The 26839-nt window shown below is 72.4% G+C and carries 19 protein-coding genes and 2 pseudogenes; 13 read left to right on the forward strand and 8 right to left on the reverse strand.

The window, feature by feature from the left end; translation table 11 throughout:
• Positions 1-22 precede the first annotated feature (22 nt).
• The 4 genes from ACFYY6_RS07000 to ACFYY6_RS07015 form a co-directional block, all read right to left on the reverse strand.
• Entirely contained in the window at positions 23-1522 is a 1500-nt protein-coding gene (locus tag ACFYY6_RS07000) for an acyl-CoA synthetase (RefSeq protein ID WP_351624549.1), read from the reverse strand.
• A 165-nt stretch (positions 1523-1687) separates the two neighbouring features.
• Positions 1688-2116, reverse strand: a complete 429-nt coding sequence (locus ACFYY6_RS07005) for a DUF3592 domain-containing protein (protein WP_351524802.1) — start codon at positions 2114-2116, stop codon at positions 1688-1690.
• A gap of 150 nt (positions 2117-2266) precedes the next feature.
• Entirely contained in the window at positions 2267-3817 is a 1551-nt protein-coding gene (locus ACFYY6_RS07010) for an acyl-CoA synthetase (protein ID WP_389191996.1), read from the reverse strand.
• Positions 3814-4923 (reverse strand): NAD(P)H-dependent flavin oxidoreductase, encoded by a 1110-nt coding sequence (locus ACFYY6_RS07015; RefSeq protein ID WP_389191999.1) that lies wholly within the window; start codon positions 4921-4923, stop codon positions 3814-3816. Before ACFYY6_RS07015 ends, ACFYY6_RS07010 begins: the two co-directional genes overlap by 4 nt.
• 182 nt (positions 4924-5105) lie before the next feature.
• On the opposite strand from ACFYY6_RS07015, the gene ACFYY6_RS07020 reads away from it, so the two are divergent.
• Positions 5106-6959: a serine hydrolase gene (locus tag ACFYY6_RS07020; RefSeq protein ID WP_389192002.1), complete on the forward strand. Its 1854-nt coding sequence runs from the start codon at positions 5106-5108 to the stop codon at positions 6957-6959.
• 81 nt (positions 6960-7040) lie between these two features.
• Here the strand turns inward: ACFYY6_RS07020 and ACFYY6_RS07025 are convergent.
• Positions 7041-7394 (reverse strand): annotated as a pseudogene (locus ACFYY6_RS07025) (lysine transporter LysE); the annotation flags it as partial.
• On the opposite strand from ACFYY6_RS07025, the pseudogene ACFYY6_RS07030 reads away from it, so the two are divergent.
• A pseudogene (locus ACFYY6_RS07030) lies at positions 7395-8282 on the forward strand (MFS transporter); the annotation flags it as partial.
• Between the two features lie 70 nt (positions 8283-8352).
• On the opposite strand, the gene ACFYY6_RS07035 reads toward ACFYY6_RS07030, so the two are convergent.
• Both ACFYY6_RS07035 and ACFYY6_RS07040 read right to left on the reverse strand, forming a co-directional pair.
• Positions 8353-8655, reverse strand: coding sequence for a hypothetical protein (locus ACFYY6_RS07035; protein WP_351524808.1), 303 nt, complete (start codon positions 8653-8655; stop codon positions 8353-8355).
• A gap of 100 nt (positions 8656-8755) precedes the next feature.
• Entirely contained in the window at positions 8756-9943 is a 1188-nt protein-coding gene (locus ACFYY6_RS07040) for a LacI family DNA-binding transcriptional regulator (protein ID WP_389192005.1), read from the reverse strand.
• A gap of 238 nt (positions 9944-10181) precedes the next feature.
• On the opposite strand from ACFYY6_RS07040, the gene ACFYY6_RS07045 reads away from it, so the two are divergent.
• From ACFYY6_RS07045 to ACFYY6_RS07095, 11 genes are all read left to right on the forward strand, one after another.
• The gene (locus ACFYY6_RS07045; protein ID WP_389192008.1) at positions 10182-11450 is read left to right on the forward strand and encodes an ABC transporter substrate-binding protein; all 1269 of its coding nucleotides are present in this window, start codon (positions 10182-10184) and stop codon (positions 11448-11450) included.
• A gap of 147 nt (positions 11451-11597) precedes the next feature.
• The gene (locus ACFYY6_RS07050) at positions 11598-12434 is read left to right on the forward strand and encodes a sugar ABC transporter permease (protein WP_351524811.1); all 837 of its coding nucleotides are present in this window, start codon (positions 11598-11600) and stop codon (positions 12432-12434) included.
• Positions 12421-13344: a carbohydrate ABC transporter permease gene (locus ACFYY6_RS07055; RefSeq protein ID WP_388652889.1), complete on the forward strand. Its 924-nt coding sequence runs from the start codon at positions 12421-12423 to the stop codon at positions 13342-13344. The genes ACFYY6_RS07050 and ACFYY6_RS07055 overlap by 14 nt, the downstream gene beginning before the upstream one ends.
• Positions 13345-13389: 45 nt before the next feature.
• The gene (locus ACFYY6_RS07060) at positions 13390-14154 is read left to right on the forward strand and encodes an SDR family NAD(P)-dependent oxidoreductase (protein ID WP_351524813.1); all 765 of its coding nucleotides are present in this window, start codon (positions 13390-13392) and stop codon (positions 14152-14154) included.
• The gene (locus ACFYY6_RS07065) at positions 14142-15932 is read left to right on the forward strand and encodes a heparinase II/III family protein (protein ID WP_389192013.1); all 1791 of its coding nucleotides are present in this window, start codon (positions 14142-14144) and stop codon (positions 15930-15932) included. Before ACFYY6_RS07060 ends, ACFYY6_RS07065 begins: the two co-directional genes overlap by 13 nt.
• A gap of 3 nt (positions 15933-15935) precedes the next feature.
• Entirely contained in the window at positions 15936-17918 is a 1983-nt protein-coding gene (locus ACFYY6_RS07070; protein WP_389192016.1) for a hypothetical protein, read from the forward strand.
• Positions 17919-17921: 3 nt separating this feature from the next.
• Positions 17922-18527, forward strand: coding sequence for a hypothetical protein (locus ACFYY6_RS07075; protein WP_351525549.1), 606 nt, complete (start codon positions 17922-17924; stop codon positions 18525-18527).
• Positions 18524-19612: a right-handed parallel beta-helix repeat-containing protein gene (locus tag ACFYY6_RS07080; RefSeq protein WP_351525550.1), complete on the forward strand. Its 1089-nt coding sequence runs from the start codon at positions 18524-18526 to the stop codon at positions 19610-19612. Before ACFYY6_RS07075 ends, ACFYY6_RS07080 begins: the two co-directional genes overlap by 4 nt.
• Complete coding sequence (locus ACFYY6_RS07085) at positions 19609-20760, forward strand: SGNH/GDSL hydrolase family protein (protein ID WP_389192019.1); 1152 nt, start codon at positions 19609-19611, stop codon at positions 20758-20760. Before ACFYY6_RS07080 ends, ACFYY6_RS07085 begins: the two co-directional genes overlap by 4 nt.
• Positions 20761-20769: 9 nt before the next feature.
• Positions 20770-23190 (forward strand): polysaccharide lyase 8 family protein, encoded by a 2421-nt coding sequence (locus tag ACFYY6_RS07090; protein WP_389192022.1) that lies wholly within the window; start codon positions 20770-20772, stop codon positions 23188-23190.
• Between the two features lie 4 nt (positions 23191-23194).
• On the forward strand, positions 23195-24169 hold the full coding sequence (locus tag ACFYY6_RS07095; RefSeq protein WP_351525553.1) for an alpha/beta fold hydrolase: 975 nt from the start codon (positions 23195-23197) through the stop codon (positions 24167-24169).
• Between the two features lie 431 nt (positions 24170-24600).
• On the opposite strand, the gene ACFYY6_RS07100 is transcribed toward ACFYY6_RS07095, so the two are convergent.
• Positions 24601-26839: Ig-like domain repeat protein (locus tag ACFYY6_RS07100; protein ID WP_389192025.1), on the reverse strand; the 2239-nt coding region annotated here is incomplete at its 5' end.

Consider the following 26839-nt stretch of genomic DNA (forward strand, 5'->3'; position numbering starts at 1 on the left):
GCCGAGGGTCCGTACCGGGCTGTCAGGCGAACCGGTCGCGCAGCTCCCGCTTGAGGATCTTCCCGCTGGCGTTGCGCGGCAGTTCGTCCACGAAGAGGACCTTCTTGGGGGCCTTGAAGCGGGCGAGCCGTTCGCGGGCGTGGTCGATGAGTTCGGCCTCCGTCGCCTCGCCTCGCAGGACGACCACGGCCGTCACCGCCTCGATCCAGCGCTCGTCGGGCAGTCCGACGACGGCGGCCTCGGCGACGGCGGGATGGGTGTAGAGCGCGTCCTCGACCTGGCGGGAGGCGACGAGGACACCGCCCGAGTTGATGACGTCCTTGACCCGGTCGACGACCGTGAAGAAGCCGTCCGCGTCGCGCACGGCGAGGTCGCCGGAGTGGAACCAGCCGTCGTGGAACGCCGCCGCGCTCTCCTCCGGCTTGTCCCAGTAGCCCTCGCACAACTGCGGTGAGCGGTAGACGACTTCGCCGGGCGTGCCGTCGGGTACCTCCTTGCCGTCCTCGTCGACGACCCGGGCCTCGACGAACAGGACGGGCCTGCCGCAGGAGTCCATCCGGCCCTCGTGCTCGTCCGGTCCCAGGACCATGGCGAGCGGCCCGATCTCGCTCTGCCCGAAGCAGTTGTGGAACGCGAGGCCGGGCAGCCGCTCGCGGAGCCGTTCCAGCACGGGTACGGGCATGATCGACGCGCCGTAGTACGCCTTGCGCAGTCCACCGAGTTCCCGGGTGGCGAACCCGGGGTGCCGGGAGATGCCGATCCAGACGGTGGGCGGGGCGAAGAGGCTGTCCGCCCGGCCCGCCTCGACCAGGTCGAAGATCGTGTCCACGTCGGGGGCGTCGAGGACGACGTTGCTCGCGCCGACGGCGAGGTAGGGCAGCAGGAAGACGTGCATCTGCGCGGAGTGGTAGAGCGGCAGCGAGTGGACGGGCCGGTCGGTGGCGCGCAGGTCGAGCGCCGTGATCGCGCTGACGTACTCGTGGACGAGGGCGCCGTGGGTCATCATGGCGCCCTTGGGGAGCGCGGTGGTGCCCGAGGTGTAGAGGAGCTGGACCAGGTCCCCGGCCTCCGGTTCGCGGTCCGGGGTGAAGGGGCGCGGTGTGGCGAGGGCGTCGAGGAGGGAGCCCGGTGCGTCGCGCAGCGCGCGTACGGCGAAGGCGTCCGGGACCCGGTCGGCGAGGTCCGGGTCGGCGAGCACGAGGGCGGTGCCGGACTGTTCCAGGATGTACGCGAGGTCGTCGCCCGTGAGGTTCTGGTTGACGGGGACGTGGACCAGGCCCGCGCGGGCGCAGGCGAGGAAGGCGATCAGGTACGCGTCGGAGTTGTGCGCGTAGCAGGCGACCCGGTCGCCCGCGCTGAGCCGGTGCTCGCCGGTGAGGACCGCCGCCGCCGTGCTCACGGCGGTGTCGAGTTCCGCGTAGGTCCAGGTCCGCCGTGCGTATGCGAGGGCGGTGCGCCCGGGGGTGCGGCGTGCGCTGCGGGACACGACACCGTCGACTGTGCTGCTCCGTACACCTGTCATAGCGTGATCCTGTGCGGCCGGATCCCTGCGGTCAAGGGGTGGGGCGACGCAAGAGGAGGTCACGGGGCGCGGGCAGGGTCCGCTCACGTACCGGCGGCCCGTCCGCCGACCGCTCGGACGCGACGGACCGGGAGCGGTGCCCCGTGGCACGTACCGAGCACGGTGTCAGAGGACCAGCGCCAGCACGGTCGCCGTGACCGCGGCGAACACCGCGCCCACGCCGGTCACCAGGGCCTTGAGATGGAGCATGCCGAACGACGGGGAGCGGGTCGTCGCCGTCAGCGGGTCGTGCGCGCTGTAATGCACCGTCAGCAAGTCGCCCTCGGCCGTTTCGACGCGTCCCCGGCGCTCCTCGAAGCTCACCGTCCGGCCGTCGGCGGTGCGGAACTCCAGGGTCGGACGGGCGTGGACGAACGGCACTCCGTCCGCGTCCTGCGCCTCCTCGATGCGCACACGCGTGCACCGCGCCTCGGCCGTGAGCCCGTCCTTCCACGCGGCCCGCAGCCGAGGCCCGTGGAGCTGCCGGTCCAGCACCCCGGCGAAGGCGGCGGCCGCCCCCAGGGCGGCGAGAAAATACACGACGGCGACGACCACGGTTCCCCCGGAATGGTGACGGTCCTCCCGGGCGCCGGTCCCGCCCGGAAGTCGAACTCCCGCATGGATGCCATGATCCCGTGCCGGTCGTCCGGTCGGCAAGGGTCACGGGCCGCCGCCCGGCACCCGTCTTCACCGCCCGGCGCCGGGTCACACGGCCCGCGGGCGCCCCTCCCAGTACGGGTCGCGCAGTCGCCGTTTGTACAGCTTGCCGTTGGGGTCGCGAGGCATCGCCGCGATGAAGTCGATGCTCCGAGGGATCTTGTACCCGGCGAGGCGCTGCTCGCAGTGGAGCAGGATCCCGGCCGCGAGCGCGTCGCCGGGCTCGTATCCCGGGGCCGGTTCGACCACGGCCTTGACCGCTTCGCCCCAGTCGGGGTGGGGAATGCCGAAGACGGCCGCGTCCGCGACGGCGGGGTGGGCGAGGAGGGCGCCCTCGATCTCGGCGGGGTAGATGTTGACCCCGCCGGAGATGATCATGTCGATCTTGCGGTCGCGGAGGAAGAGGTAGCCCTCCTCGTCGAGGACGCCGAGGTCGCCGACGGTGAAGAAGTCGCCGACGCGGTTCTTCTCCGTCTTCGCCTCGTCCTTGTGGTAGCGGAAGCCGCCGGTATTCATCCTCATGTAGACGGTGCCCAGTTCACCGGGCGGCAGGCGGTTGCCGTCGTCGTCCAGGACGGCGAGTTCGCTGATCGGCCAGGCCCTGCCGACGGTACCGGGCTTCTTCAGCCAGTCCTCGGCGGTCGCGAAGGCTCCGCCGCCCTCGCTGGCCGCGTAGTACTCCTCGACGCACCTCCCCCACCACTCGATCATGGCCCGCTTGACGTGGTCCGGGCAGGGTGCGGCGCCGTGGACGGCATGACGCATGGAGGTGACGTCGTGGCGCCCCTTCACCTCGTCGGGGAGGGCGAGGAGGCGGTGGAACTGGGTCGGCACCATGTGGGTGTGGGTGCATCGGTGGGTGTCGATCAGCCGCAGCATCTCCTCGGGCGCCCACTTGTCCATCAGGACGAGCCGGTGCCCGATGTGGAGGGACGCGGCGGCGAACTGGAGAACGGCCGTGTGGTAGAGCGGCGAGCACACCAGATGGACGTTGTCGTCGAAGGGCCGGATGCCGAAGATGCCGAGGAAGCCGCCGAGGTGGCTCTCCTCGGGGAGCCTGCCGGGGAGCGGGCGGCGGATGCCGCGCGGCCGGCCGGTGGTGCCGGAGGTGTAGTTCATGACCCAGCCGAGGGTGCGGTCCTCGGGTGGCGTGCCGGGCTGCCCGTCGAGCAGTTCGCCGTACGGGCGGAAACCGTCGACCGCGCCCACGGCGTAGCGGCGGCCGGCCGGGAATCCCGCCTCGTCGGCGGCGGCGATCGCGGCGGGGGCGAAGCGTTCGTGTGCGATCAGGACCTTGGCGCCGGAGTCGGAGACGATCCAGGCGATCTCGGGTCCGACGAAGTGGTGGTTGACGGGGACGAGGTAGAGGCCCGCCTGGGCGGCGGCGAGGTAGGCGGTGAAGAACTCGACGCCGTTGGGCAGGACGACCGCGAAGGCGTCGCCGCGCCGCAGCCCGGCCGCGCGCAGTCCGTGGACCAGGCGGTTGGCCGCGGCGTGCAGCTGTCCGGCCGTCCAGTCCTCGCCGTCGGGGGCGGTCAGGACCGTGCGTCCGGGGTCGGCCGCGGCCTGGGCCCAGAAGCCGTTGGGCGGGGGGTTCATGAGGCACTCCGTCCGGCGATGCGGTTGATCCGGTCGACGGCGCGTTCGAAGCCGCGGGTCAGGTCGTCGAAGACGGCGCGCACGCTGCGTTCGCGGGTCATACGGCCCACGATCTGTCCGACGGGGGTCCCGAGCAGCGCGCCGGTCTCGTACTTCTGGATGCGGGAGAGCGCCTCGGCGACCAGCAGCCCCTGGAGCGGCATGGGCAGGGCGCCCGGGCCCGAGGGGTCGTCCCAGGCGTCGGTCCACTCGGTGCGGAGCTGGCGGGCGGGTTTGCCGGTGAGGGCGCGGGAGCGGACGGTGTCGCCGGAGCCCGCGGCGAGGAGCTTGCGGGTCAGGGCCGGGGAGTGGAGGTCGGCCTCCTCGGTGGTCAGCCAGATCGAGCCGAGCCAGACGCCCTGGGCGCCGAGGGCGAGTCCGGCGGCGATCTGCTCGCCGCTGCCGATGCCGCCCGCGGCGAGAACCGGGAGCGGACCCACGGCGTCGACCACATCCGGGACCAGGACCATGGAGGCGATCTCGCCGGTGTGGCCGCCGGCCTCGTAGCCCTGGGCGACGACGATGTCGATGCCCGCGTCCGCGTGGTGGCGGGCGTGCCGGGCGCTTCCGGCGAGCGCGGCGACGAGGACGCCCTGGTCGTGGGCGCGCCGGATCACGTCGGCGGGCGGTGAGCCGAGGGCGTTGGCGAGCAGCTTGATGGGGTAGTCGAAGGCGACGTCGAGCTGGGTGCGGGCGACGTCCTCCATCCACCCCGTGATCCGCCAGCCGGACGCCTCGCCCTCGGCGAGTTCCGGCACGCCGTGCTCGGCCAGGGTGTCCCGGACGAACTTCCGGTGCCCGTCCGGGATCATCGCCTCGACATCGGCCTCGGTCACGCCCTCGACCTTCCTGGCGGGCATGACGACATCGAGACCGTACGGCTTGCCGTCGGTGTGTTCCTGCATCCAGTCGAGATCGCGCGCGAGGTCTCCGGGGGCGGTGTAGCGGACCGCGCCGAGTACGCCGAAACCTCCGGCCCGGGTGATGGCGGCGGCCACCGCGGGGAACGGCGTGAAGCCGAAGATGGCGTGCTCGACTCCCAGTTTCTTGCTCAGCTCCGTCTCCATGGGGCGCAGGATGCCGCAGCCGGGCGGCCGAAGGAAGAGATTTTCTGATGCTACGTCAGATTCTTTGTGACGCCGGGGGCCTCCGTGACGGCGGGGGTGACAGTACTCTCTGCGGCGGAAAGAAGTTTCATCACCGGGCACGATTTCGAAAGTTACTTTCGCGCGGCGGGAAGGGGTTCCGGATGACCGAGGACACGACCGGCAGCAGAGGGATCAGCCGACGCAGGCTGGGCGGTGGGATGCTGGCCCTGGGCGGGGCACTCGCCCTGGCGCCGATTCCGTTCGCGGAACGCGCGTGGGCCATGGAGTCGGGAGCGGAGTCGTCGGGTATGCGCGCGGGATCCGGGACGGGTACGGCGCCCGGGCGCGCCCGCCCTACGCTGCGGCGCGGATCCGCCGCCCGCGCCGGTCTTTCGCCGGAGCAGCTGGACCAACTGGTCGCGGACGCGGAGAAGTTCCTGGCCCCCTCCCCCGCGCACCCCTGGTACGCCGGTGCGGTGCTGCTCGCCGGACGCGGCGGCACGGTGGCGCTGCACCGGCCGATCGGCAAGGCCGTGCGCTACTGCGCGTACGACGAGAAGACCGACACGGGGGTCGAGTTCCCGCCCGACCGGCAGATCGACATGGCCGAGGACACGGTCTTCGACCTGGCGTCGGTGTCCAAGCTGTTCACCTCGATCCTGGCCGTGCAGCAGATCGAGCGCGGAACACTGGAGCTGGAGGCGAGGGTCGCCGCGTACCTGCCCGACTTCGCCCGCGCCGGGAAGCAGGACATCACGGTCCGTCAGCTGCTCACGCACACCTCGGGTTTCCGCTCGTGGATCCCGCTGTACAAGGCGCCGACGCGCGAGGGGCAGCTGGAGCTGCTGTGGAACGAGGCGCCGGCCAACGCGCCCGGCACGGTCTACCTCTACTCCGACCTGAACCTGATCTCGCTGCAACTGGTGCTGGAGAGGATCACCGGCCGCGCACTGGACGTCCTGCTCCGCGAGGAGATCACCGCTCCCCTCGGGATGCACCGCACGCGGTACAACCCTCCGGCCTCCTGGAGGCCGCGGATCGCGGCGACCGAGGACGCCCGGCTCCCGTGGTCCGGCCTCGACCGAGGGCTGGTCTGGGGCGAGGTGCACGACGAGAACGCGTACGGCCTGGGCGGCGTCGCGGGGCACGCCGGGGTCTTCTCCTGCGCCTGGGATCTCGCGGTCCTCGCCCGCACCCTGCTCAACGGCGGGTCCTACGGCCGGGCGAGGATCCTGTCCGACGCCTCGGTGGACCTGCTGTTCACGGACTTCAACACCGCGTTCCCCGGCGATGCGCACGGGCTCGGGTTCGAGCTCTACCAGCACTGGTACATGGGCGCGATGGCGACCCCGCGCACGGCCGGGCACACCGGCTTCACCGGCACCTGCCTGGTCCTGGACCCGACGACCGACTCGTTCCTGATCGTTCTCGGCAACTCGGTTCATCCGGTGCGCAGTTGGCGTTCCGGCAGCGCGCCGCGCGTCGCCGCCGCCAACCGGATGGCGCGGGCCGTCGCGGTCCGTCCCGTCCGGGGCCGCACGGCGTGGTTCTCGGGGATGGCGAGCGCCGCCACCGCCACGCTGACCCTGCCCGCGCTGCGCCTCGCCTCGTCGCGGGCCCGGCTGACGTCGGCCCTGTGGTGGGACACCGAGCCCGGGTCCGACCTCGTCCTCCTGGAGGCATCCGCGGACGCGGGGGCGACCTGGCAGCCGGTGCCGTTCATCACCTCGCCGCTCGACGGTCCCGGCCGCCCGGAGCCCGAACCGCGGCCGACGGGCTCGGTCTCCGGCTGGTCCGGCCGGATCTGGCACCGGCTCGACGCCGGCCTCGCCGCATGGCGCGGCCAGGAGGTGCGGCTGCGCTGGCGGTACACCACGGACCAGCTGTACGTCGGACGCGGGGTGTACGTGGACGCGATCCGGGTCGAGGACGGCGGGCGGACGGTCTTCGACGAGAGCCGGCCCGCCGACACGGCGCGGATCGAGGCGGTGGGGTGGACCGCCTCGGCGGACTGAGCGGGACGAACCGGAGGTACGGCCGCGGCGGGCCGGGGCGGCGCGGCCGTGCCGTTGAAGGCCGGTCCGCCGCCGGCGCGGTCACCACAATCGGACGGCGAGGGCCGTGATCAGGACGCTGGAGGCCAGTGCGGTGACGAGCTGCCCGCGTCGGCTCGTCACCACCCGGCCGAGCAGCGCTCCCCCGCCCGCGAGCAGGAGTTGCCAACTCGCCGACGCGAGGAAGGCGGCGAGCACGAACACGGCCCGCTCCGGATGCCCGGCCTCGGCGGTGGTACGGCTGCCGAGCACGAGCGCCGCGAAGCAGACGACGGTGGCCGGGTTCATCAGGGTGATCCCGAACAGCAGCAGGTACGACCGTCCCGGACCGGCGGGCTCCGCGCCGACCGGGAGCGCCGCCCGGCGCCCCCGGTACCGCGCGATCGCCGTCACGCCGCGTCGATCGCCGGGTGCGGCTTCGTCTCGGGGATCGCGGTGGCGTTCACGGCCCCGGCCGCGACGGGCGCGGTGGGGCAGATCGTCGCCGCCGAGCATCTGCAGCAGGCCAACGCGCTGCTCCGGCTGCCGGGCAACGCGGTCAAGGTGCTCGGTCCCGTCGCGGCGGGGGTGATCGTCGCGGCCGACGGCCCCGCCTGGGCACTGTCCTGGGACGCGGTCAGCTTCCTGGTGGCGGCTCTCCTGCTGCTCGGGCTGCGGCTGAGTTCGCCGGTCACGACCGGTGGCCTGCTCGCCGGTCTCAAGGGCGGCTGGTCCGGCTTCCGGTCCCGGACCTGGCTGTGGACGTACACGGCGGCCGGAACGGTGGTGGTCGCCGCGTGGCTGGCCGGTTTCCAGCTGCTCGGCCCGGTCATCGCGGCCGGGCACTACGCGGGGGCCCGTTCCTGGGGGCTCGTCCAGGGGGCTTTCGCCCTGGGGCTGCTGGCGGGGACGGTGGTGTGTCTGCGCTGGAAGCCGTACCGTCTGCTGGCCGTCGCCGTCGCCACCGGCGGCGCGCTCTGCCTGCCGCCCCTGGCACTGGGTCTGGGCCTGGCCCTGCCCTGGGTGCTGCTCGGTGCGGTGCTCGCGGGGGTCGGGCTCGACATCGCCATCGTGGCCTGGACCACCGCGCTCCAGCAGCACGTTCCCCAGGACGAGTTGGGGCGCATGAGCGCGATGAACGGGGTCGGGGAACGCGTGGCGGTCCCGCTGGGCTACCTCGCCACCGCGCTCGCCGCGCACGCCCTGGCCGACCGGACCATGCTCCTGGTCTGCGCGGGGGCCATCGCGGTGGCGACGGTCCTCAACCTCTGCGTACGGGACGTGTACCGCGTCATCCGCCGCTGAACGCACGGACACGGCGCGGCCGGTCCGGGGCCGGGCCCGGGGCCGGTCGGGGCACCCGGCAGACCGTCGGTCAGTAGGTGTGGTCGGCGGTGACGTCCGCGGACAGGTGGAGGATCCGTTCCGCCGTGTCCGGGCGCAGGACGAGGAGGGTCTGGGTCAGCGCGTCGACGGCGACGAGGTGGGCGATGCGGCTGGCCGTGGTCTCCAGCCCGAAGACGAGGTCCTGCCCGCCCGCGACGAGGGTGTGCGTGCAGATCTCGCTCAGGGGTGACTGCGCGTAGCTGGTGAGGTCGATGACCTCGGCGCCGACGTCCCGGGCGCGGCGGGCGGTGTCGACGGTGCTGCGGGTGGCGCCCACGCCTGATGGCGGCACGCACGCCGCACCCCCGTGCCCACGGCCGCGCCACAGCGTTCCGCGCGGCCCTCCCACGCCTCGCGCGGCCCGTCTCACCCCGGGTCCGGCGCGCACGGCCTCACGACGGGCTCCGGGAGCCGGCCGCGACGGCGCCCCGCGACGAGCCGCCCGCCACCGCCCGCCCGCCACCGGCCGGTTCCGGAACGGCGGCGGGGCCCGGCACGGCGGTCGGCCGCGGCGGGGCGTCGGACCCGGTGGCCGATGCCGGGACCGGGGCCGTCGACTCCCGTACCACCAGCCTCGGCCGGATCAGCAGTGACCGCCCCGCCGCCGGGGCCGAGTCGATCCGCGCCCGCAGTTGCTGGAACGTCTCCGCGGCCATCTCCGGAAGGGGCTGACGGACGGTCGTGAGCGGCGGCTCGAAGAGGTCGGCGAGGAGGATGTCGTCGAAGCCGACCACGGAGACGTCCCGCCCCGCGCTCAGCCCGGCGTCCTTGGCGCCCCGGCAGATGCCGATCGCGCACATGTCGTTGATGGCGACGAACGCGGTGGGCGGGCGCGGGCCGCCGAGGAGCTCACGGGCCGCGTTGCGCCCGAGCTCGGCCGCGTCCTTGTCGCCGAACTCGGTGGTGTCGGCGCCGGGCCAGACGATCGCGTCCGCCGGGTCGAGGCCGGCCGACTCCAGAGCGGCGCGAAAGCCGAGCAGCCGCGCGGTGCGGTTGACGCTGTGGACCGAACCGGACACGAACGCCAGCCGCCGATGGCCGAGTTCCAGCAGGTGGCGGGTGGCGATCTCCGCGCCCATCGCGTTGTCGACACTGATGGATGCCAGCGACGGCGGGTCGCCCGCCTGGGCCGTGCGGTCGAACGCGACCATCTTCAGCCCCCGGCCGAGCAGCGGCGTCATGTGGTCGAGCGAGGGCAGCGAGGAGCACAGCACCACGCCGCTGACCCCGTCCGCGAGCAGTTCCTCCCCGTACTTCAGCTCCCGGGCCGGGTCCCGCTCGCTGTTGCAGAGCAGTACGTGGTAGCCCTCGGCGAGCGCGATCGCCTCCAGCTCACGGGCGAGCGCCCCCCAGAACGGGTTGGCGACGGACGGGACGATGAGACCGATGACCTTGATGCGCCCCGTGCGCAGCATCCGGGCCGCGCGGTTGGGCCGGTAGCCGAGCCGCTCGATCGCCTGCTCCACCCGGGCCAGGGTGGCCGCCTGCATGCGGTCCGTGCGCCCGTTGAGGACGTTGGACACCGTGCTCGCGGAGACCCCTGCGGCCTCCGCGACCTGATGAATCGTTACCCCGCTCATGCCACCTCCGGTTCGGAACGCGTCTGCCGCAGCAGTGTATCGATTTACTTGACTTCGTTCACCGGTACACCGGTTAACACCCCAGAAAAATTCATGCGCATCAGCTGTTGACGTCCCTCTTGGCTCGTTCCTAGCATCACTGCATCGATTTACCAGCGCTTCTCAGCCATGGCCGGGTTGTCATCCCTGTTGCCATCGCTGGATCGATCCACAGTCTCCACCTCAAAAGGGGTGTCCCATGGAACTCACAAGACGGTCGGTGCTCGCCGCCATCGGCGCCGGCACCGCTGCCGCCGCCCTCGGCGCCTGCGGCACCGGCACTTCGACGGCCGGATCCGCCGACGGCCCCGCCGAGGGCGAGATCAGGCTGCTCACCCCGATCTTCGAGGGCGCCGACGGCAAGAAGCTGCTGGAGAAGGAGATCCTCGGCAGCTTCCGGAAGAAGTATCCGGACGTCAAGGTCAACGTGGACTACACCACGTACGCGCAGCTCAACGAGAAGATCACCACAGGTCTGGCGGGCGGTCTGCTGCCCGACGTCCTGATGATGGGCGTCGGCTGGATCCCGCCGTTCGCGGCGAAGAAGGCGATCGCCGAACTGCCCGAGAAGCTGGCCACCGCGCACGACTACGAGAAGCGGGTCCTGGAGCCCTCGCGGTACGAGGGCAGGCTCTACGCGCTCCCGGTGGTGCTGGACACCCGCATCGTCGTCTACCGCAAGGACCACTTCGCCGCGGCGGGCATCAGGAAGACCCCGGCGAACTGGGCGGAGCTGCGCGCCGTGGCCAAACAGCTCACGAAGGGCGGGCGGATCGGGTTCGACCCGTTCTCCATCGAGCTGCGCCAGTGCTGGGAGACCTTCCTGTTCGCCAACGGGGGGCAACTGTTCAGCGAGGACGGCCGGAAGGTGCTGTTCACCGACGCCCGAGGGGTCGAGGCGCTGCAGTTCTTCAAGGACCTGGTCCAGGACGGTTCGGCCGACTACGCCAGGAAGACGGAGCTCGGTGCCCCGACCAACGTGCAGACCGGCGAGGCGTCGATGATGATGACGACCAGCGCCCTGTGGAACCAGGTCAAGGAGCAGACACCGGATCTGATCGAGGACGACCGGCTCGGCGCGTTCGTCCTGGCCAACCGCAGGCCGGCGATGCTCCAGGGCGGCACGCTGGTCACCCAGTCCGCGAGTTCGAAGCATCCGGCGGCGGCCCGTGCGCTCGTCGAGCACCTCGCGACCCCCGATTCCATCCTGGGCGCGGCCCGTCAGCGGGGATCGGTGCCCGGGCTCAAGGACCTCGACGACTCCGGCTACGTGAAGGAGAACGAGTTCGTCGACCTCTCGCTGCGGAGCATGGGCGACGCCTGTTCCGAGGGTGGCACCCCCGCCTGGATGGAGATCCGCGAGAAGATCAAGCCGACGCTGGAGCCCGCGATCGTGGGCCGGCAGTCCGCGAAGGACGCCATCGCGGAACTCGGCCGGCTCGCCGAGGCCGCCATCGGCCGGATGTGAGGGCCCGTCACCGTGGGAACGACATCCGTACTCAAGGCGCGGCCCGCGCGCCCTCCCGCCCCGGCCGGGCGCACGGCCCCGAGGCGGGCCGCCACTGACCGACGGCCCGCGGGGCCGGGGCGGCGAAGGAGGCGCGCCGGTCTGCTGATGGTGGCGCCCGCGCTGCTGCACGCCTCGCTCTGGATCGGCCTGCCCGTCGTCGCGTCGGTGGTCCTGGCCTTCACGGAGTACGACGTGCTGACCGCGCCGAGGTTCGTGGGTCTGGACAACTTCCGCGAGCTGCTGGACGACGCGGTGTTCCGCAAGTCCGTCGTCAACACGGTCGTCTACACGTTCTTCACCGTGCCCTTCGGCATGGCGCTGGGACTGCTCCTGGCCCTCGCGCTGCACACCGGTCTGCGGGCGCGCGGCTTCTTCCGCACCGCGGTCTTCCTTCCGCAGGTGACGGCGACGGTCGCGATAGCGCTGGTCTGGCTGTGGATCTACAACCCGGGCAACGGGCTGCTCAACACGCTCCTGTCGTTCCTCGGGATCGACGGCCCGGCGTGGCTGTCGTCGACCTCGTGGGCGATGCCCTCGGTGATCCTGGTCGGCATCTGGCAGGGCATCGGCATGAAGATGCTGATCTACCTGGCCGCGCTGCAGTCGCTGCCGAAGGAGCTGTACGAGGCGGCGTCGGTGGACGGCGCCTCGAAGGTGCGGCAGTTCTTCTCGATCACGCTGCCGCTGCTGAAGCCCGCGACGTTCTTCGTGCTCATCACGTCGATGATCAGCGCGTTCCAGTCCTTCGACCAGATCTACATCCTCACCGACGGCGGTCCCGCCAACAGCACCACGATGATGACGTACGAGATCTACAAGTCCGCCTTCCGGGAGTTCCGCGTCGGGTACGCCTGCGCGCAGTCGCTGGTGCTGTTCCTGCTGCTGATGGGCTTCACCCTGGTCAACCGGCGGATCATGGGAGGCACCCGTGGCCACAACTGACCTGCCGGCGCCGGGGATCGTGGGGAAGGGACGGACCCGGGCGGCCCGCAGGCCGCCGACGGCCGGCCGGATCGCGCTGTACGTGACGCTCACCGTCGTCTCTCTGCTGATGGTGGTGCCGTTCGTCTGGATGGTGCTCACCTCGCTCAAGACACCGGTGGAGATCGCCTCCCAGGACGCCGGACTGCTGCCGGAGCACTGGAAGTTCGGGAACTACCTCGACGCGCTGAAGGCGGCGCCGTTCGCGACGTACGCGCGCAACAGCTTCGTCATCGCGATCAGCCACACCGTCCTCAACGTGGTGGTGGCGTCGATGGCCGGGTACGCGCTGGCGCGGATCAGATTCCGGGGAAGCGAGGTCATCTTCTACCTCTTCATCGCCGCGCTGATGATCCCGACATACACCAAGGTGCTCCCCGAGTTCCTGATCGTCCGCTTCATGCCGCTGGCCGGCGGGAACGACATCCTCGGCCAGGGCGGCAGTGGCTGGCTGGACTCCTGGTGGGCGCTCATCGTCCCCGGCGCCGTCACCCCGTTCGCGGTCTTCCTCTTCCGCCAGTTCTACCTCGACCTTCCGGTGGAGCTGGAGGAGGCGGCCAGGCTCGACGGTCTGGGCGAGTTCCAGATCTATGCGAGGATCATGACGCCGCAGGTCAAGCCCGCCCTCACCACCGTGGCGCTGCTGACCTTCGAGTCGTCGTGGAACAACTTCCTCTGGCCGCTGCTGGTGACCCGCACGGACAGCCTGCGGGTGATCCAGGTGGGGCTCTCCGTCTTCAAGACGGAGAACGGTCCCCAGTGGCACTTCCTGATGGCCGGCACCACGCTGGCCACCCTTCCCATGGTCGTCCTCTTCCTCATCGGCCAGCGCTATTTCGTGCAGGGCTTCGCAACTGCCGGTCTCAAGTGACCGGTACCGGTCGAATGCGACCGGATATCGAAAGGTTTTCATTTCATGTCTGCTGATCTCCACGGCTCCCGCGCACTGGTGACCGGTGCGGGGCACGGCATCGGCCGCGCCATCGCCGTCGCGCTCGCCGAGGCCGGCGCCGATGTCGTCGTGCACTACCACTCCTCCGCCGAGCAGGCCGCGGCGACGGTTTCGGCGATCGAGGCGCTGGGCCGCAGGGCGAAGGCGCTGCCGGCCGATGTCACCGTCACCGAGGACGTGGACCGGCTCGTCGAGGAGGCGGCCGGGTTCCTCGGCGGTCTGGACGTCCTGGTCTGCAACGCGGGCCATCTGATCGGCCGGGCCACGATCGCCGAGATGTCCGACGACCACTTCGAGCAGGTCCTGTCCACCAACCTGACGTCGACGTTCCGCACCGTCCGGGCCGCCCTGCCGCATCTGACGAAGTCCGCGGCGGGGCGCGTCATCACCATGTCCTCGCTGGCGGCGCACAACGGCGGCGGCCCCGGTTCGGTGGCGTACGCGGCGGCCAAGGCCGGTGTCCGCGGCTTCACCAAGGGCCTGGCCAAGGAGCTCGCCGGAACCGGCATCACGGTCAACACCGTCGCCCCCGGCTTCATCAAGGGCACCGCCTTCCACGACACGTTCACCGCCCCCGAGGCCCAGCAGGCGATGGAGGCGGGCATCCCGGTCGGGCGGGCCGGTACCCCCGAGGACGTGGCCGCCGCCGTGGTGCATCTGGCGTCGCCGTCGTCTGGTTTCCTCACCGCGACCACGGTGGACATCGACGGCGGGGCGTGGCCGCGGTGAAGCGGATCCCCCGGGAGCGGGGCGGCTGGTGGCACGCGTACGTCTGCCCGGCGCACGGCGTGGAGCTGGATCACGGCGATGTGCTCTCCGGGGTCTTCCCCGAGGGCGGAGCGCGGTGCGCGTACGGCTGCCGGGTGGACGACGAGGCGGTGCGCGGCGCCTGGCTGGTGCTGTCGCACCAGGCGTGGGCGCGGCACCTGCGGGTGCTCGCCCACCGCGGCGAGCACGCCCGGGCCCTGGCCGGGCTCGTCGAGTACGCCGCGCTGTACGCGGAACTCGCCACCGAACGGCACGGCGAGGCACAGACCTGGATGCTGCGCGGCCGGCTCTTCCACCAGGCGCTCACCGACGCCATCTGGGCGGTCACCGTCGGGCACACCGTGACCACGCTCGCCGAGGCGTCCGTCGACGGCCTGCACAGTGTGCTGCCGCTCCTGGACGACCTGGAACGGTCGGCGCTCGACGCCCGGGGCGTGCTGACCGGTCAGGGGCATCTCGCCTCCAACTACACCGCGTGGCTGAACGCGGCGGGCGCGGCGACGAGCCGGGCCGCCGACGCGGTCCGGGGCCGGGAGTGGGGCGGCGCCGAGCGGTGGCTGGGGGACGAGGACGGGCTGTACGCGCATCTGCGGGCGGCGGTCGCCGACGACGGCTGGGAGTGGGAGGGCAGCACCTACTACCACGGGTTCGTGCTGCGGGCCGCGCTGCTGGCGCTGCGCGGCACCGATCCCGCGGCCGTTCCGAAGGACGTGCTGGAGGTGCTGGCGGGGATGACGGACGTGCTGGCGGCGATCGCCACGCCCGGTGGCGTCCTGCCCGCCCTGCACGACGGCCCGTACCTGCGTGCCCCGCTCGCCCTGGAATGGCTCGAACTGGTCGCGTTGGCCCGGCAGTTGTTCCCCTCCCTCGCGTGGGACGCGGTGGCCGGGCGGGCCCGCGAGGAGCTCGGCGCGCACGACGACGGCCTCGACCGCGAGCTGGGCGGCTGGTTCGCCGGTCCCCCGCTGCCGGAGCGCGCAGCGCCGGAGCCGGTCACGGTGTTCCCCGCGGCCGGATACGCGGTGCTGCGCCACGCGGGCATCCACGCCCTGCTGGACTTCGGCCCGCACGGCGGCTCGCACGGACACCGCGACAAGCTGTCGCTTTACCTCTACGGGGACACCACCCCGTGGCAGCCGGACCCCGGGCAGGTTCCCTACGCCCACGCCGAGTTCCGCGACCTGTACGCGTCCACGGCGGCGCATCCCGCGTTCCGCGCGGGCGACGGCGAACAGGCCGAGTGCGCGGGGAGGCTGCTGCGCGCGGACGGTACGTCGGTCACCGCCGAGGTGACGGCGGCGTACGAGGGCGTGCGCGCCGTGCGGAAGCTCGCGCTGGGCGGCGGCTTCCTGGTCGACCTGCTGACCGTGGCCGCCGAGGACGAGCGGCGCCTGTCCGCGCAGCTGCGTCCCGGGGTGGCGCTGGACGTCCAGGTCCAGGGCACCGGCCCGGTGCGCACCACCTGGTACGGGGACGAGACCCTGCACGGCTGGCACACCCACACCCCGGGCCGGCCGGTGCGCCCGGTCGCCCGGCCGGGGCCGGGGACGGCCGACGATCCGCAACGCGTGCGCACCCGGGTCGACTTCACGGCCGTCGCCGACCGGGTCACGTTCGCCTCGGTGTACCAGGCGGCCTCGGCCGGTCCGGCCGTGACCGACGTACGGCTCGACGGCGACGGGCTGCTGACGGTCGTACTGGCGGACGGCACCGCCGAACGGTTCCGGACGGAGGACTGACCCTTGCTGCTCTCGGCGACCCCGCCGCCCGGCCCGCGTCCCGCGCGCGAGGCGCGGCTGTACGAGGAGGCCGCCCGCCACCGCGGGCTGACTCCGCCGCGCGACCACCCGCCGGCCAGCATCACCTGGCTGGGCCCGGCGGCCTCCAATCCGGCGCTGGCCTTCCGGGTCGGCGGCGATCCGGCCCATCTGGCGGAGAGCGCGCGCTGGATCGAGGCCGCGGTGCGGTTCCCGCACTGGGGCCGGGCCCACATGCCGGACCACGACCTGGACGCGGGCTGGCTGCTGCACCACCTCTCGCTCGCGTACCGGTGGATCGGTGACGACCTGCCGGACGGGCTGCGGGCGCTGCTGCGGTACAAGCTGCTGCTCCAAGGGCGGCGCCTGTACGAGTACGCGGTGGCGAGCGAGGGCGGCTGGTGGTCGTCGTCGTACTGGCAGAACCACAACTGGATCTGTTACGCGGGCCTGGCGACGGCCGGTTACGTGCTGGGAAAGGAGGAGTGGACCGAGCGCGCCAAGGCCAATCTGGGTACGGTCCTCGATCTGCTGCCGGACGACGGTTCGCACGCCGAGGGGGTGGTCTACTGGCGTTACGGGGTGCCGTTCCTCGCCATCCATCTGGATCTCCTCCAGGAGGCGGAGGGCATCGACTGGTGGGGGCGGGGCGGTTTCCTCCCCCGCACCTTCCGCTACCGGCTGCACCAGGCGGCCCCGGGCTTCGCGTTCAACGTCGACCACGGGGACTGCCACGACCGCCGCAGCGGCCACAGCGCCGCCCTCTACTACCGTCTCGCGGCCCAGTACGGCATCCCCGAGGCGCAGTGGCTGGGTGATCTCGTCTTGGGCGAACTGCTGTGGCAGGAGGCCGCGGAGAGCGGGGTGCGGCCGGGCATCCTGCCGGAGGCGTACCTGGAACACCTCTGGTACGACCCGTCCGTGCCCGTTGCCCGCCCCACCGCGACGCGGGCGTTCTTCCCGGACCTCGGTCTGCTCGCGGCCCGTACCGGCTGGGACGAGGACGCCACGCTCGTCTCGTTCAAGGCGAGCCCCGGTGGTGGCCACAAGGCGTGGGAGACCTCGGCCGGGCACCGGGCCGAGCGGGGCTGGGAGACCCTGAACCAGGGGCACCACCACCCCGATTCGGGCTCGTTCGTGCTGATCTCGCAGGGTGAGTTCCTGGCGGTCGACGAGGGCTACAGCAACCGCAAGCGGGCCGCGCACCACAACCTGCTGCTGGTCGACGGGCAGGGGTACGCGGACGAGGACCGCTACCACGTGTACCGGGACATTCCGTACGAGCGGCAGGCCCGGCAGCGCGACGTGCTCGTCGACGAGGACCACGGGTGGGCGCACGCCACGGCGGAGATCGCCGCGATGTACGACCCGGCGCTGGGGGTGCGGCGGCTGGACCGGACGCTGGTGTTCACCCCGTCGGGGCGGTTGGTGCTGCTGGACCTGGCCGAGGCGGACTCGGAGCGGGAGTGGACGTTCCTGCTCCAGACCGACCGGCCGACCGAGCCGCTGCCGGACGGCGGCAGGCTCGTCCGGTCCGGCGCGGCGCGAGTGACGGTACGTCAGTTCTCCTCGCCCGAGAGCAGGTTCGTGTCCGAGGTCACGGAGGTCGAGGCCAATCCGACATCCAGCACCCCGGAGTTGCGCCTCACGCGCACTCTGCACACGTCGCGCACCACGACGGCCCGCTCGTCGCACGGCCTCTTCCTCACCGCGATCACCCCGGGCGCGGCACCGGCCGCCGTCCAACGCCTCGCGTGCGCGCGGGGCGAGGGGGTTGTCTGCGACGGGGAGACCGTGCTCCTGTCCCCCGCCGCGCGGCGCATCCGGACCGACACCGTCGTGGCCGACGCGGCGGCGGTGCTGCTCGCCGACGGGGCGCCCGCGTACGTGGTGGCGGCCACCCGGCTGGAGGTCGCGGGCCGGGTGCTGCTGGACGTGCCGGAGCCGTACACGGGAAAGGTGGGCTGAGTCATGCGGGCGTCCCTCTCGTCCGGCCGGTCGGCGTCGCTGCTGCGGGGGCTGGAGTTCGTGGCCTACCCGGCCGCCGCCGGGGCCGCCTTCGCCCTGCTCTCGCTCGGCGTCGTGACCTGGCTGCCCGCGCTCGCCGCGCTGGGGAACGCGCTGCAGCGGTGGCGGGCGGAGGGCGATGGCCGCTGCTTCGTCAACGTGCTCGCCGCCTTTCCCCGGTACTGGCGGGCGCTCTGGCCGCACTCCCTCGCGTCCACCGCGGCGGCACTCCTGCTGGCCGCCAACATCCTTCATCTCCTCGGACGTCCGGAGCCCTGGACGTTCGTGCTGCTCGCCGCGCAGGTGGGCATCGCCGCCGCGCTGACCGTCCACCACGTGGCGCTGGCGGCCGAGGCCGGCCGGTCGCCGGGCGGCACGGTCCGTGCCTGGTCGCGCGGTGCGCTGGCCCTCGGTTTCGGGTCGGCGGCCCGCGGCACCGCACTGCTCGGCGCGGTGGTCTCCGCCGCGCTGCTCTCCCTCGTCGTACCGCTGGGGCCCCTGCTCCTCGGCCCCAGCGTCCCCGTCCTGCTCGCCCTGTCGTTCGCAGATCCCAGGAGGCACACCTCATGAGCCGTGTACTACGCACCACTCTCGTCGCCGCCCTCGCCGTCGGCGCGCCGCTCGTCCTCCCGCCCGCGTCCGTCGCCGCCGGAGCGGCCGAAGAAGCCACCGCGTACTACGTCTCGCCGACCGGCAGCGACTCCAACGCCGGCACGTCGGCCGGCGCCCCGCTCGCCACGATCCAGAAGGCCCTCGATCTCGCGCCGACGGGCTCGGTGGTGCACCTCGCCGCCGGCACGTACCGGCAGGACGTCGTGACCAAGCGCTCCGGAGTGACCGTCACCGGCCCCTCGACCGCCGTGGTGAAGGGGGCGGGCGACGCCCGGATCATCCAGGTCCGGCACGACTCGACGACGCTCAGCGGATTCACCGTGGACGGCCTGCACGGATCGCCCACCGACGTGTCGGGCTACCGCCTCAAACTCATATATGTCATGAGCACAACACCCGGGAACGGTGTGGGAGGTCTGCGCATCACCGGGATGACGCTGAAGAACGCCGCCGACGAGTGCCTGCGGCTGCGCTACCTGGTGACCGGCGCCGACGTCTCCGGGAACACGATCACCGACTGCGGGGTGGCCGACTTCAGGTTCGGCGGCGGCGGAAAGAACGGCGAGGGCATCTACCTCGGCACCGCCCCCGAACAGCAGGGGGCCAACGGCGCCCCGGACGCCGCCCCCGACGTCAGCAGGAACAACCGCATCCACCACAACACCATCGCCACCCGGGGCAACGAGTGCGTGGACGTGAAGGAGAACTCGACCAACAACTACGTCGAGTACAACGACTGCAGCGCCCAGAAGGACCCCAGCTCCGGCGGCCTCGACGCGCGCGGCAGCGGCAACATCTTCCGCTACAACACCATCCACGACAACGTCGGCGCGGGCATCCGGCTCGGCGGCGACACCGCGACCGACGGCACCGGCACCAGCGTCTACGGCAACACCATCACCGGCAACGCGGGCGGCGGCATCAAGTTCATGCGCACCCCGCAGGGCCCGGTCTGCTCCAACACGATGAGCGGCAACACCGGCGGCGACGCGGTCGGCACCTACGGCAGCGCGTACGACCCGACCGGGACGTGCCCCAAGTGACCGGGAGCGGACCCGCCAGACGCGGGGTGCTGACGGCCGCGGCCGGTCTGGCCGCCGTCGCCGCGACGGCACCGGGCGCCCACGCGGCCGAAGCGGCGGGCGGCACCGCCGCCCGCCCGCGCTGGGCCACGTCATGGGCGACCGCGCAGACCGCGCCGACCGCCGCCGACACGGTGGCGAGCGCCGGGCTCACCGACGGCACGTTCACCGCACACGTACGGCTGTCCGCGGGCGGGGCGGTGCGCCTGCGCTACGGGCACGCCTTCGGCACGGTCCCGGTCCTGGTCGGTCCGGTGACGGCGGACGGCCTGCCGGTGACGTTCGGCGGGCGGCGGCAGGCGTGGCTCGCGGCGGGCGCCTCGCTGACCAGCGACCCGGTCGCCGGACTGCGGGTCGCCGAGCGGGCACGGCTGACGGTGGAGACCCGGCTCCCCGGCCCCACCGGCCCCCTGTCCTTCCACCGCAACACGCATGCCTCGCACTCCGTCGGCGGTGAGCGCACCACCTCGGTGTTCCTGCTGACGGGCGTCGAGGTGACCGGGGCGCGCGGTCCGGTGGTCGCGGTGCTCGGCGACTCCATCACGGAGGGCGTCGGCACCCCGGACGACGCCGATCTGCGCTGGCCCGACCAACTGGCCTCGCGGCTGCCCGGTGCGGCCGTCGCCAATCTCGGGATCAGCGGGAACCGGCTGCTGCTGGACGACGCCCGGTTCGGGCCGGGCGGGCAGGCCCGCTTCGACCGCGACGTGCTGTCGCTGCCGGGGCTGCGGACCGTCCTCGTCCACCTCGGCGTCAACGACCTCCAGCAGCCGCCGAGCCAGACCGACCCGGCACTCCTCCTGGCCGGATACCGGCAGCTGGTCGTGCGCGCCCGCAACGCCGGACTGCGGGTGATCGGCGCGACCATCACCCCGTTCGAGGGCTGGACCCGCTGGACACCGGAACTGGACGCGGTGCGCCGACAGGTCAACGCGGCCGTGCGCACCGGCCATGTCTTCGACGCCGTAGCCGACTTCGACGCCGCGCTGCGCGACCCCGGTCAGCCCTCGCGCCTGCTGCCCGCGTACGACAGCGGCGACGGACTCCACCCCGCCCCCGCCGGTCACGCCGCCCTGGCCGCGGCCGTCGACCGCCGACACCTTCTGTGAGGCCGCACCATGAACCCATCGAGCACTCCGGGCACCACCCGGCGCACCGTCCTCGCCGGGGCCGCCGCCCTCGGCGCGGCCGTCGCCGTACCGCTCGCCCCTGTCACCCCCGCCGCTCACGCGGCGACCACCGGTTCCGTCGAGACCGCCGCCGGCCTGCGCGCCCGCTGGCACACCCTGCTGACCGGCGGCCCCGGCCTCGACCTCACGGACTCGCGGATCGCCGCCGCCGTGGCCCGGATCGGCAGGGCCGCCACCACCGCCGCGAAGGGCCTCGACCCCGCCCGTACCGACGGGCTGTTCCCCGATCTGACCAGCACGACGCTCTCCAACCACGTCACGACGTCGTTCAAACGGCTCGCCACGGTCGCGACCGCGTGGGCCGTTCCCGGTACCCCGCAGCACGCGGACCCCGCGCTGCGCGATCTGCTGCTGGCCGGTGTCGACTGGATGCTGACGTACCGTTACGGCCCCGCTCATACCCGGTTCGACAACGACTGGGACTGGGAGATCGGCTCCGCACTCGCCCTGGGCGACGCGACCGTGCTGCTGTACGACGCGCTGGGCGACGAACGGCTGGACCGCATCACCACCGCCGTGCGGCACTACACGCCCGATCCCAATCTGTGGCGGGCCGACCGGCAGATCGCGACGGGCGCCAACCGGGTGTGGATCTGCACCGTCGTCGCCGTCAACGCCGTGCTCCGCGACGACGGCGACGACCTGGCGCGGGTCCGTGACGCCCTCTCGGACGTCGAGGGCGCGGGTGCCAACAGCGTCCTCGCCTTCAACGACACCGGTACGAGCGCGGAGGGCACCGGCGAGGGCTTCTACTCCGACGGCTCCTTCCTCCAGCACTACAAGCACCCCTACAACGGCGGCTACGGCAAGGAGCTGCTCAACAACCTGTCCCGGCTGCTGCACCTGCTGGCCGGCACGCAGTGGCGGGTGACCGACCCGGACCTCGACAACGTCCGCCGCTGGGTCGACGACGGGTTCGACCCACTGCTGGTCCGCGGCGACGTGATGGCGTCGGTGTGCGGACGCGAGATCGCCCGCCCCAGCAAGCAGGGCCATGTGTCGGCGCAGACGGTCGTCGAGGCGGTGCTGCGGCTGATCCCGGGCTTCCCCGGCGAGACGGGCGACCGGTTCACCTCGCTGGTCAAGCAGTGGATCACCGAGGACACCTACCGGGACTTCCTCGCCGTCACCGATCTCGCCTCGCTCGTCGCGGCCCGGGAGGTCCTCGCCTCCCCGGTGCCGGCGCGGGGGCCGCTGGTCGCGCACAAGCAGCACCCCCGGATGGACAAGGCGGCCCACCACCGGCCGTCCTTCGCGCTGGGCGTCTCCGCCTACTCGTCCCGGATCTACAACTACGAGTCGATCCAGAACGAGAACCTGCACGCCTGGCATCTCTCCGACGGCATGGTCCTGCTGTACACCGACGACCTGGGGCACTACAGCGAGGACTACTGGCCGACCGTCGACCCGGCCCGGCTCCCGGGCACGACCGTCGTCGCCGGCCGCCAGGCCGACGCGGCAGGCCAGCGCACCACCAGCTCGGCCCACTGGGCGGGCGGCACCGCGCTGCCGGGGACCACGCTCGGCGCGTACGGCATGGAGCTGCGCGCGTACGGGAGTTCGCTGCGCGCGTTCAAGAGCTGGTTCTGCCTGGACGACGTGGTCGCGTGCGTCGGTTCCGGCATCAGTGCCGACGCGGGCGCGGTGGAGACGGTCGTGGAGAACCGCAAGCTCCGCGACCCGCGGGCCGCCCTGCTGGTCGACGGAACGGCCGCGCCCGCCGACCCCGGCTGGTCGGCCCGGCTGGACCGGGTGCGGTGGCTGCACGTCGCCGGGACCGGCGGCTACGTCTTCCCCGAGCCCGTCACCCTGCGCGGTCTACGCGAGGAGCGCACCGCGACCTGGCGCGACATCAACCTCAAGTACGGCACGGACACCCCGGTCACCCGCCCGTACCTGACGCTGTGGCAGGACCACGGAACGGCTCCGGACGGGGCGGGCTACTTCTGGCTCCAGGCGCCGGCGGCCTCCGCCGAGCGCACGAAGCGGTGGTCGGCCGCGCCCCCGGTGGAGGCGGTCGCCCGCTCCGCCGCCGTCCACGCGGTACGCCGCTGCGCGGACGGGCTGCTCGCCGCGAACTTCTGGGCCGCGGGGACCGCGCGCGAGCTGTCCTCGGACGGCCCGGCGTCGGTCCTGGTGCGCCCCGGGGGGAAGACGGTGACGGTGTCGCTGTCCGACCCGACCCAGCTGCGGTCCTCGGTCGTGCTGGACCTGGCACGGCGCGGCCTGAGCGTGGTGTCCGCCGATCCGGGCGTGCGCGTCGCCCCCACCGGCACCGGCGTCCGGATCACCGCCGACACCGCCGGACTGCACGGCGCCACCCGAACCCTCACCCTGAAGTGGAGCTAGAGACTTGCTGTTCGACATGCCTCTCGACCGGCTGCGCCACTACCGGCCGGAGCCCGAGGAGCCGGCCGATTTCGATGCCTTCTGGGAGAAGACGCTCACGGAGACGGCCCGCCATCCGCTGGACGCGGAGTTCGTCCCGTACGACGCCGGATTCGCGACCGTCGACGTGTTCGACGTGACGTTCCGGGGCTGGGGCGGGCAGCCGGTGAAGGCGTGGCTGATGCTGCCGAGGGCGCGCTCGGGGCCGTTGCCCGCCGTGGTGCAGTACATCGGCTACAACGGCGGCCGGGGCATCCCGTACTCCTGGCTGGCCTGGAGCGCGCTGGGCCACGCGCATCTGGTGATGGACAACCGGGGTCAGGGCGGCGGCGGCAAGAACACCGCGGACACCCCGGACATCGCGCCGGACGGGCACGGTTCGTCCTCCCCCGGCTTCCTGACCCGGGGCATCGAGGACCCGCACCACCACTACTACCGGCGGCTGATCACGGACGCGGTGCGGGCGGTGGACGCGGCCAAGGCCCACGAGGCGGTGGACGCCTCCCGGGTGGCGGTGCTCGGGGGCAGCCAGGGCGGAGGGCTCGCCCTCGCCGTCGCCGGGCTGCGGGACGACGTCTCGGCGGCCGTCGCCGATGTGCCGTTCCTCTGCCACTACCGTCGGGCCTCACAGATCACGGACGCCGGACCGTACGCGGAGATCGCGCGCTGGCTGTCCGGTCACCGCTTCCGGATCGACGAGGCGATGGAGACCCTGTCCTACTTCGACGGGGTCAACTTCGCGGCGCGGGCGACCGCACCGGCCTGGTTCTCGGTCGGGCTGATGGACCGGATCTGCCCGTCGTCCACGGTCTTCGCCGCGTACCACCGCTACGCGGGCCCGGCCGAGATCGAGGTGTTCCCGTACAACGGGCACGAGGGCGGCGCGGAGTACGACCTGCCGCGCAAGCGCGACGCGCTGCGGGGCGTGTTCGGACTCTAAGGGCTGTCCCGTAATCCGTGGTGGATCAGTGCGCGGCGTCAGATGTGGTGCATCGCAAGACGGAGGGGCGCCCGCATACGGGACGTATGTGGGCGTTCCGACAACGCGGCGAGGTGCCGCAGCTGTCGTCGGGCGCCCGTCAGGGATTACGGGACAGCCCTTAGTGCCGCTCCCGGCCCTGGGTGTTCTGTCCCGGGAGGTTGTGGACGGGTGATTCAGGTCTCGGCTGAGAGATCTTGAACAGGTGAGGGCCTTCCGGTCGGTGTGGATCGCGACATCGACACCAACCGAAAGGCCCTCGTACCCCAACGTAGTGCCCCCTGACCGAAACCGGCCATGCCCGGTCCGTCCCGCCCTGACCGATGTTGTATCCGTCTGCCTCGATCCAGGCGTGCGCGCCGTTGGGTGCGAAGTCTGTGCGGTCGGGTGGGTTACGGGACCGGCGGGAACGGGACGAAGGTCAGGCCCGCCGTGACCGAGGACGGTGCGAAGCAGGCCGCTCCGGTGAACGACGCCGTGTAGCTGGCCGCCGTCACGATGGTGCCGGGAACGGTGACAGCGGGCGGGGCGAGGGTCGCCACGCCGCTGGCGCCGGTGACGGCCGTGCCGAGCAGGATCGGCCCGCCCACCACGTTGGCGGTGAAGGTCACCGTCATGCCGGGGATCGGTGCGTTGGTCGCGGCGTTCCTCAGCGTCGCGTTCATGGTCGGGATGACGAGGGTGCCGTTGCGCCGCACCCGGACCTGCCGGGGTGCGGCCGTGAGAGCGGTGGCCGCGCTCGTCGCGTTGATGACCACGGAACCCGTCGACGCCGTGAAGCACGGCGCGCCGTTGTAGTGGGCGGTGATGGTGCCGGAAGACAGGCTGGTGGAGCTGAAGCAGGCCTGGCCGGAGGCGTTGAGCGCGACCGTCGTGTTCAGCCCGCCGGGACCGGTGAACGTCACCGTGCCGGTGGGCGTGCCCGAACCGGGCGCGTTGGTGGTGACCGCGGCACAGACCGTCACCGTCTGGCCGCAGTTCGACGAGTTCGGTGTCGCCGTGACCGTGGTGGTGGTCGCCGCCGGGTTGACCGTGACGGTGGCCGTGCCGGTGGAACCGGTGAAGCACGGCGCGCCGTTGTAGACGGCGGTCAGGGTGCCGGAGGACAGGCTGTTCGTGATGAGACAGGCCTGACCGGCGGCATTGACGGCGACCGTCTGGTTGAGCCCGCCGGGGCCCGTGAACGTCACCGTCCCCGTCGGCGTCCCCGAACCGGGCGCGTTGGTGGTCACCGTCGCGCACACCCCCACCGGCTGCCCGCACACCGACGGATTCGGCACGAGCGCGACTGCGGTGGTGGTGGCGGCGGGGTTGACCGTGACGGCGACGGTACCGGACGAGCCGGCGAAGCACGGACCCTCACCGTTGTACGTGGCCGTGATCGTGCCGGTGGACAGGGAGGTCGAGGTGATGCAGGCCTGGCCGGCGGCGTTCAGCGGCACCGTCTGGTTGAGCCCGCCGGGACCCGTGAACGTCACCGTCCCCGTCGGCGTCCCCGAACCGGGCGCGTTGGTGGTGACCTTGGCGCAGACCGTCACCGACTGACCGCAGACGGACGTGCCGGGGGTCGCCATGACGGTCGTCGTGGTCGCCGCCTCGTTCACGGTGACGGCGACGGAGCCGCTGGAGCCGCCGGCGCAGCTGCTGCCGTTGTATGTGGCGGTGACGGTGCCGGTGGCCAGCGAGGTGGTGGTGATGCAGGCCTGGCCGGCGGCGCCCAGGGCCACCGTCTGGTTGAGCCCGCCGGGACCGGTGAACGTCACCGTGCCGGTCGGGGTGCCCGAACCCGGTGGGGTGATGGTGACCGTCGCGCAGAGTGTGACCGACTGGCCGCACACCGATGTCGACGGTGTCGCCGTCACCGTCGTGGTGCTGGCGGCCGGATTGACCGTGAGGGAGGCGGCGCCGGTGGACGGCAGGAAGCAACTGCTGCCGTTGTAGACGGCGGTGACGGTGCCGGTGATCAGCGAGGTGCTGGAGAAGCACGCCTGTCCGCCCGCGTTCAGCGGCACCGTCACGTTCAGCCCGCCGGGTGCGGTGAAGGTGACGGAGCCGGTCGGCGTGCCGGAGCCCGGCGCGTTGGCGGTGACGGTTGCGCAGAGCGTGACCGCCTGGCCGCAGACGGACGGGTTCGGCGTGGCCGTCACGGTTGTGGTGGTGGCGGCCGGATTGACGACGAGGGCGACGGAGCCCGAGGAGGCCGCGAAGCAGGGGCCCTCACCGTTGTACGTGGCGGTGATCGTGCCGGGGTTGAGGGACGCGCTGCTCAGGCAGGCCTGACCGGCGGCGTCGAGCGGCACCGTCACGTTCAGGCCGCCGGGTCCGGTGAACGTCACCGTGCCCGTGGGCGTCCCCGAACCCGGCGCGTTCGTCGTCACCTTCGCACACACCGTCACCGACTGACCGCACACCGACGGATTCGGCGTCGCCGTCACCGTCGTGGTGGTCGCCGCCTCGTTCACCGTGGCGGTGGCCGTGCCGGTGGAGCCGGTGAAGCATGGCGCGCCGTTGTACGTGGCGGTGACCGTGCCGGTGGCCAGCGACGTCGTGGTGATGCAGGCCTGGCCGGCCGCGTTCAGCGGCACCGTCTGGTTGAGCCCGCCGGGACCCGTGAACGTCACCGTCCCCGTC

This window comes from Streptomyces sp. NPDC001750, from assembly GCF_042892615.1.
Classification (GTDB): Bacteria; Actinomycetota; Actinomycetes; order Streptomycetales; family Streptomycetaceae; genus Streptomyces.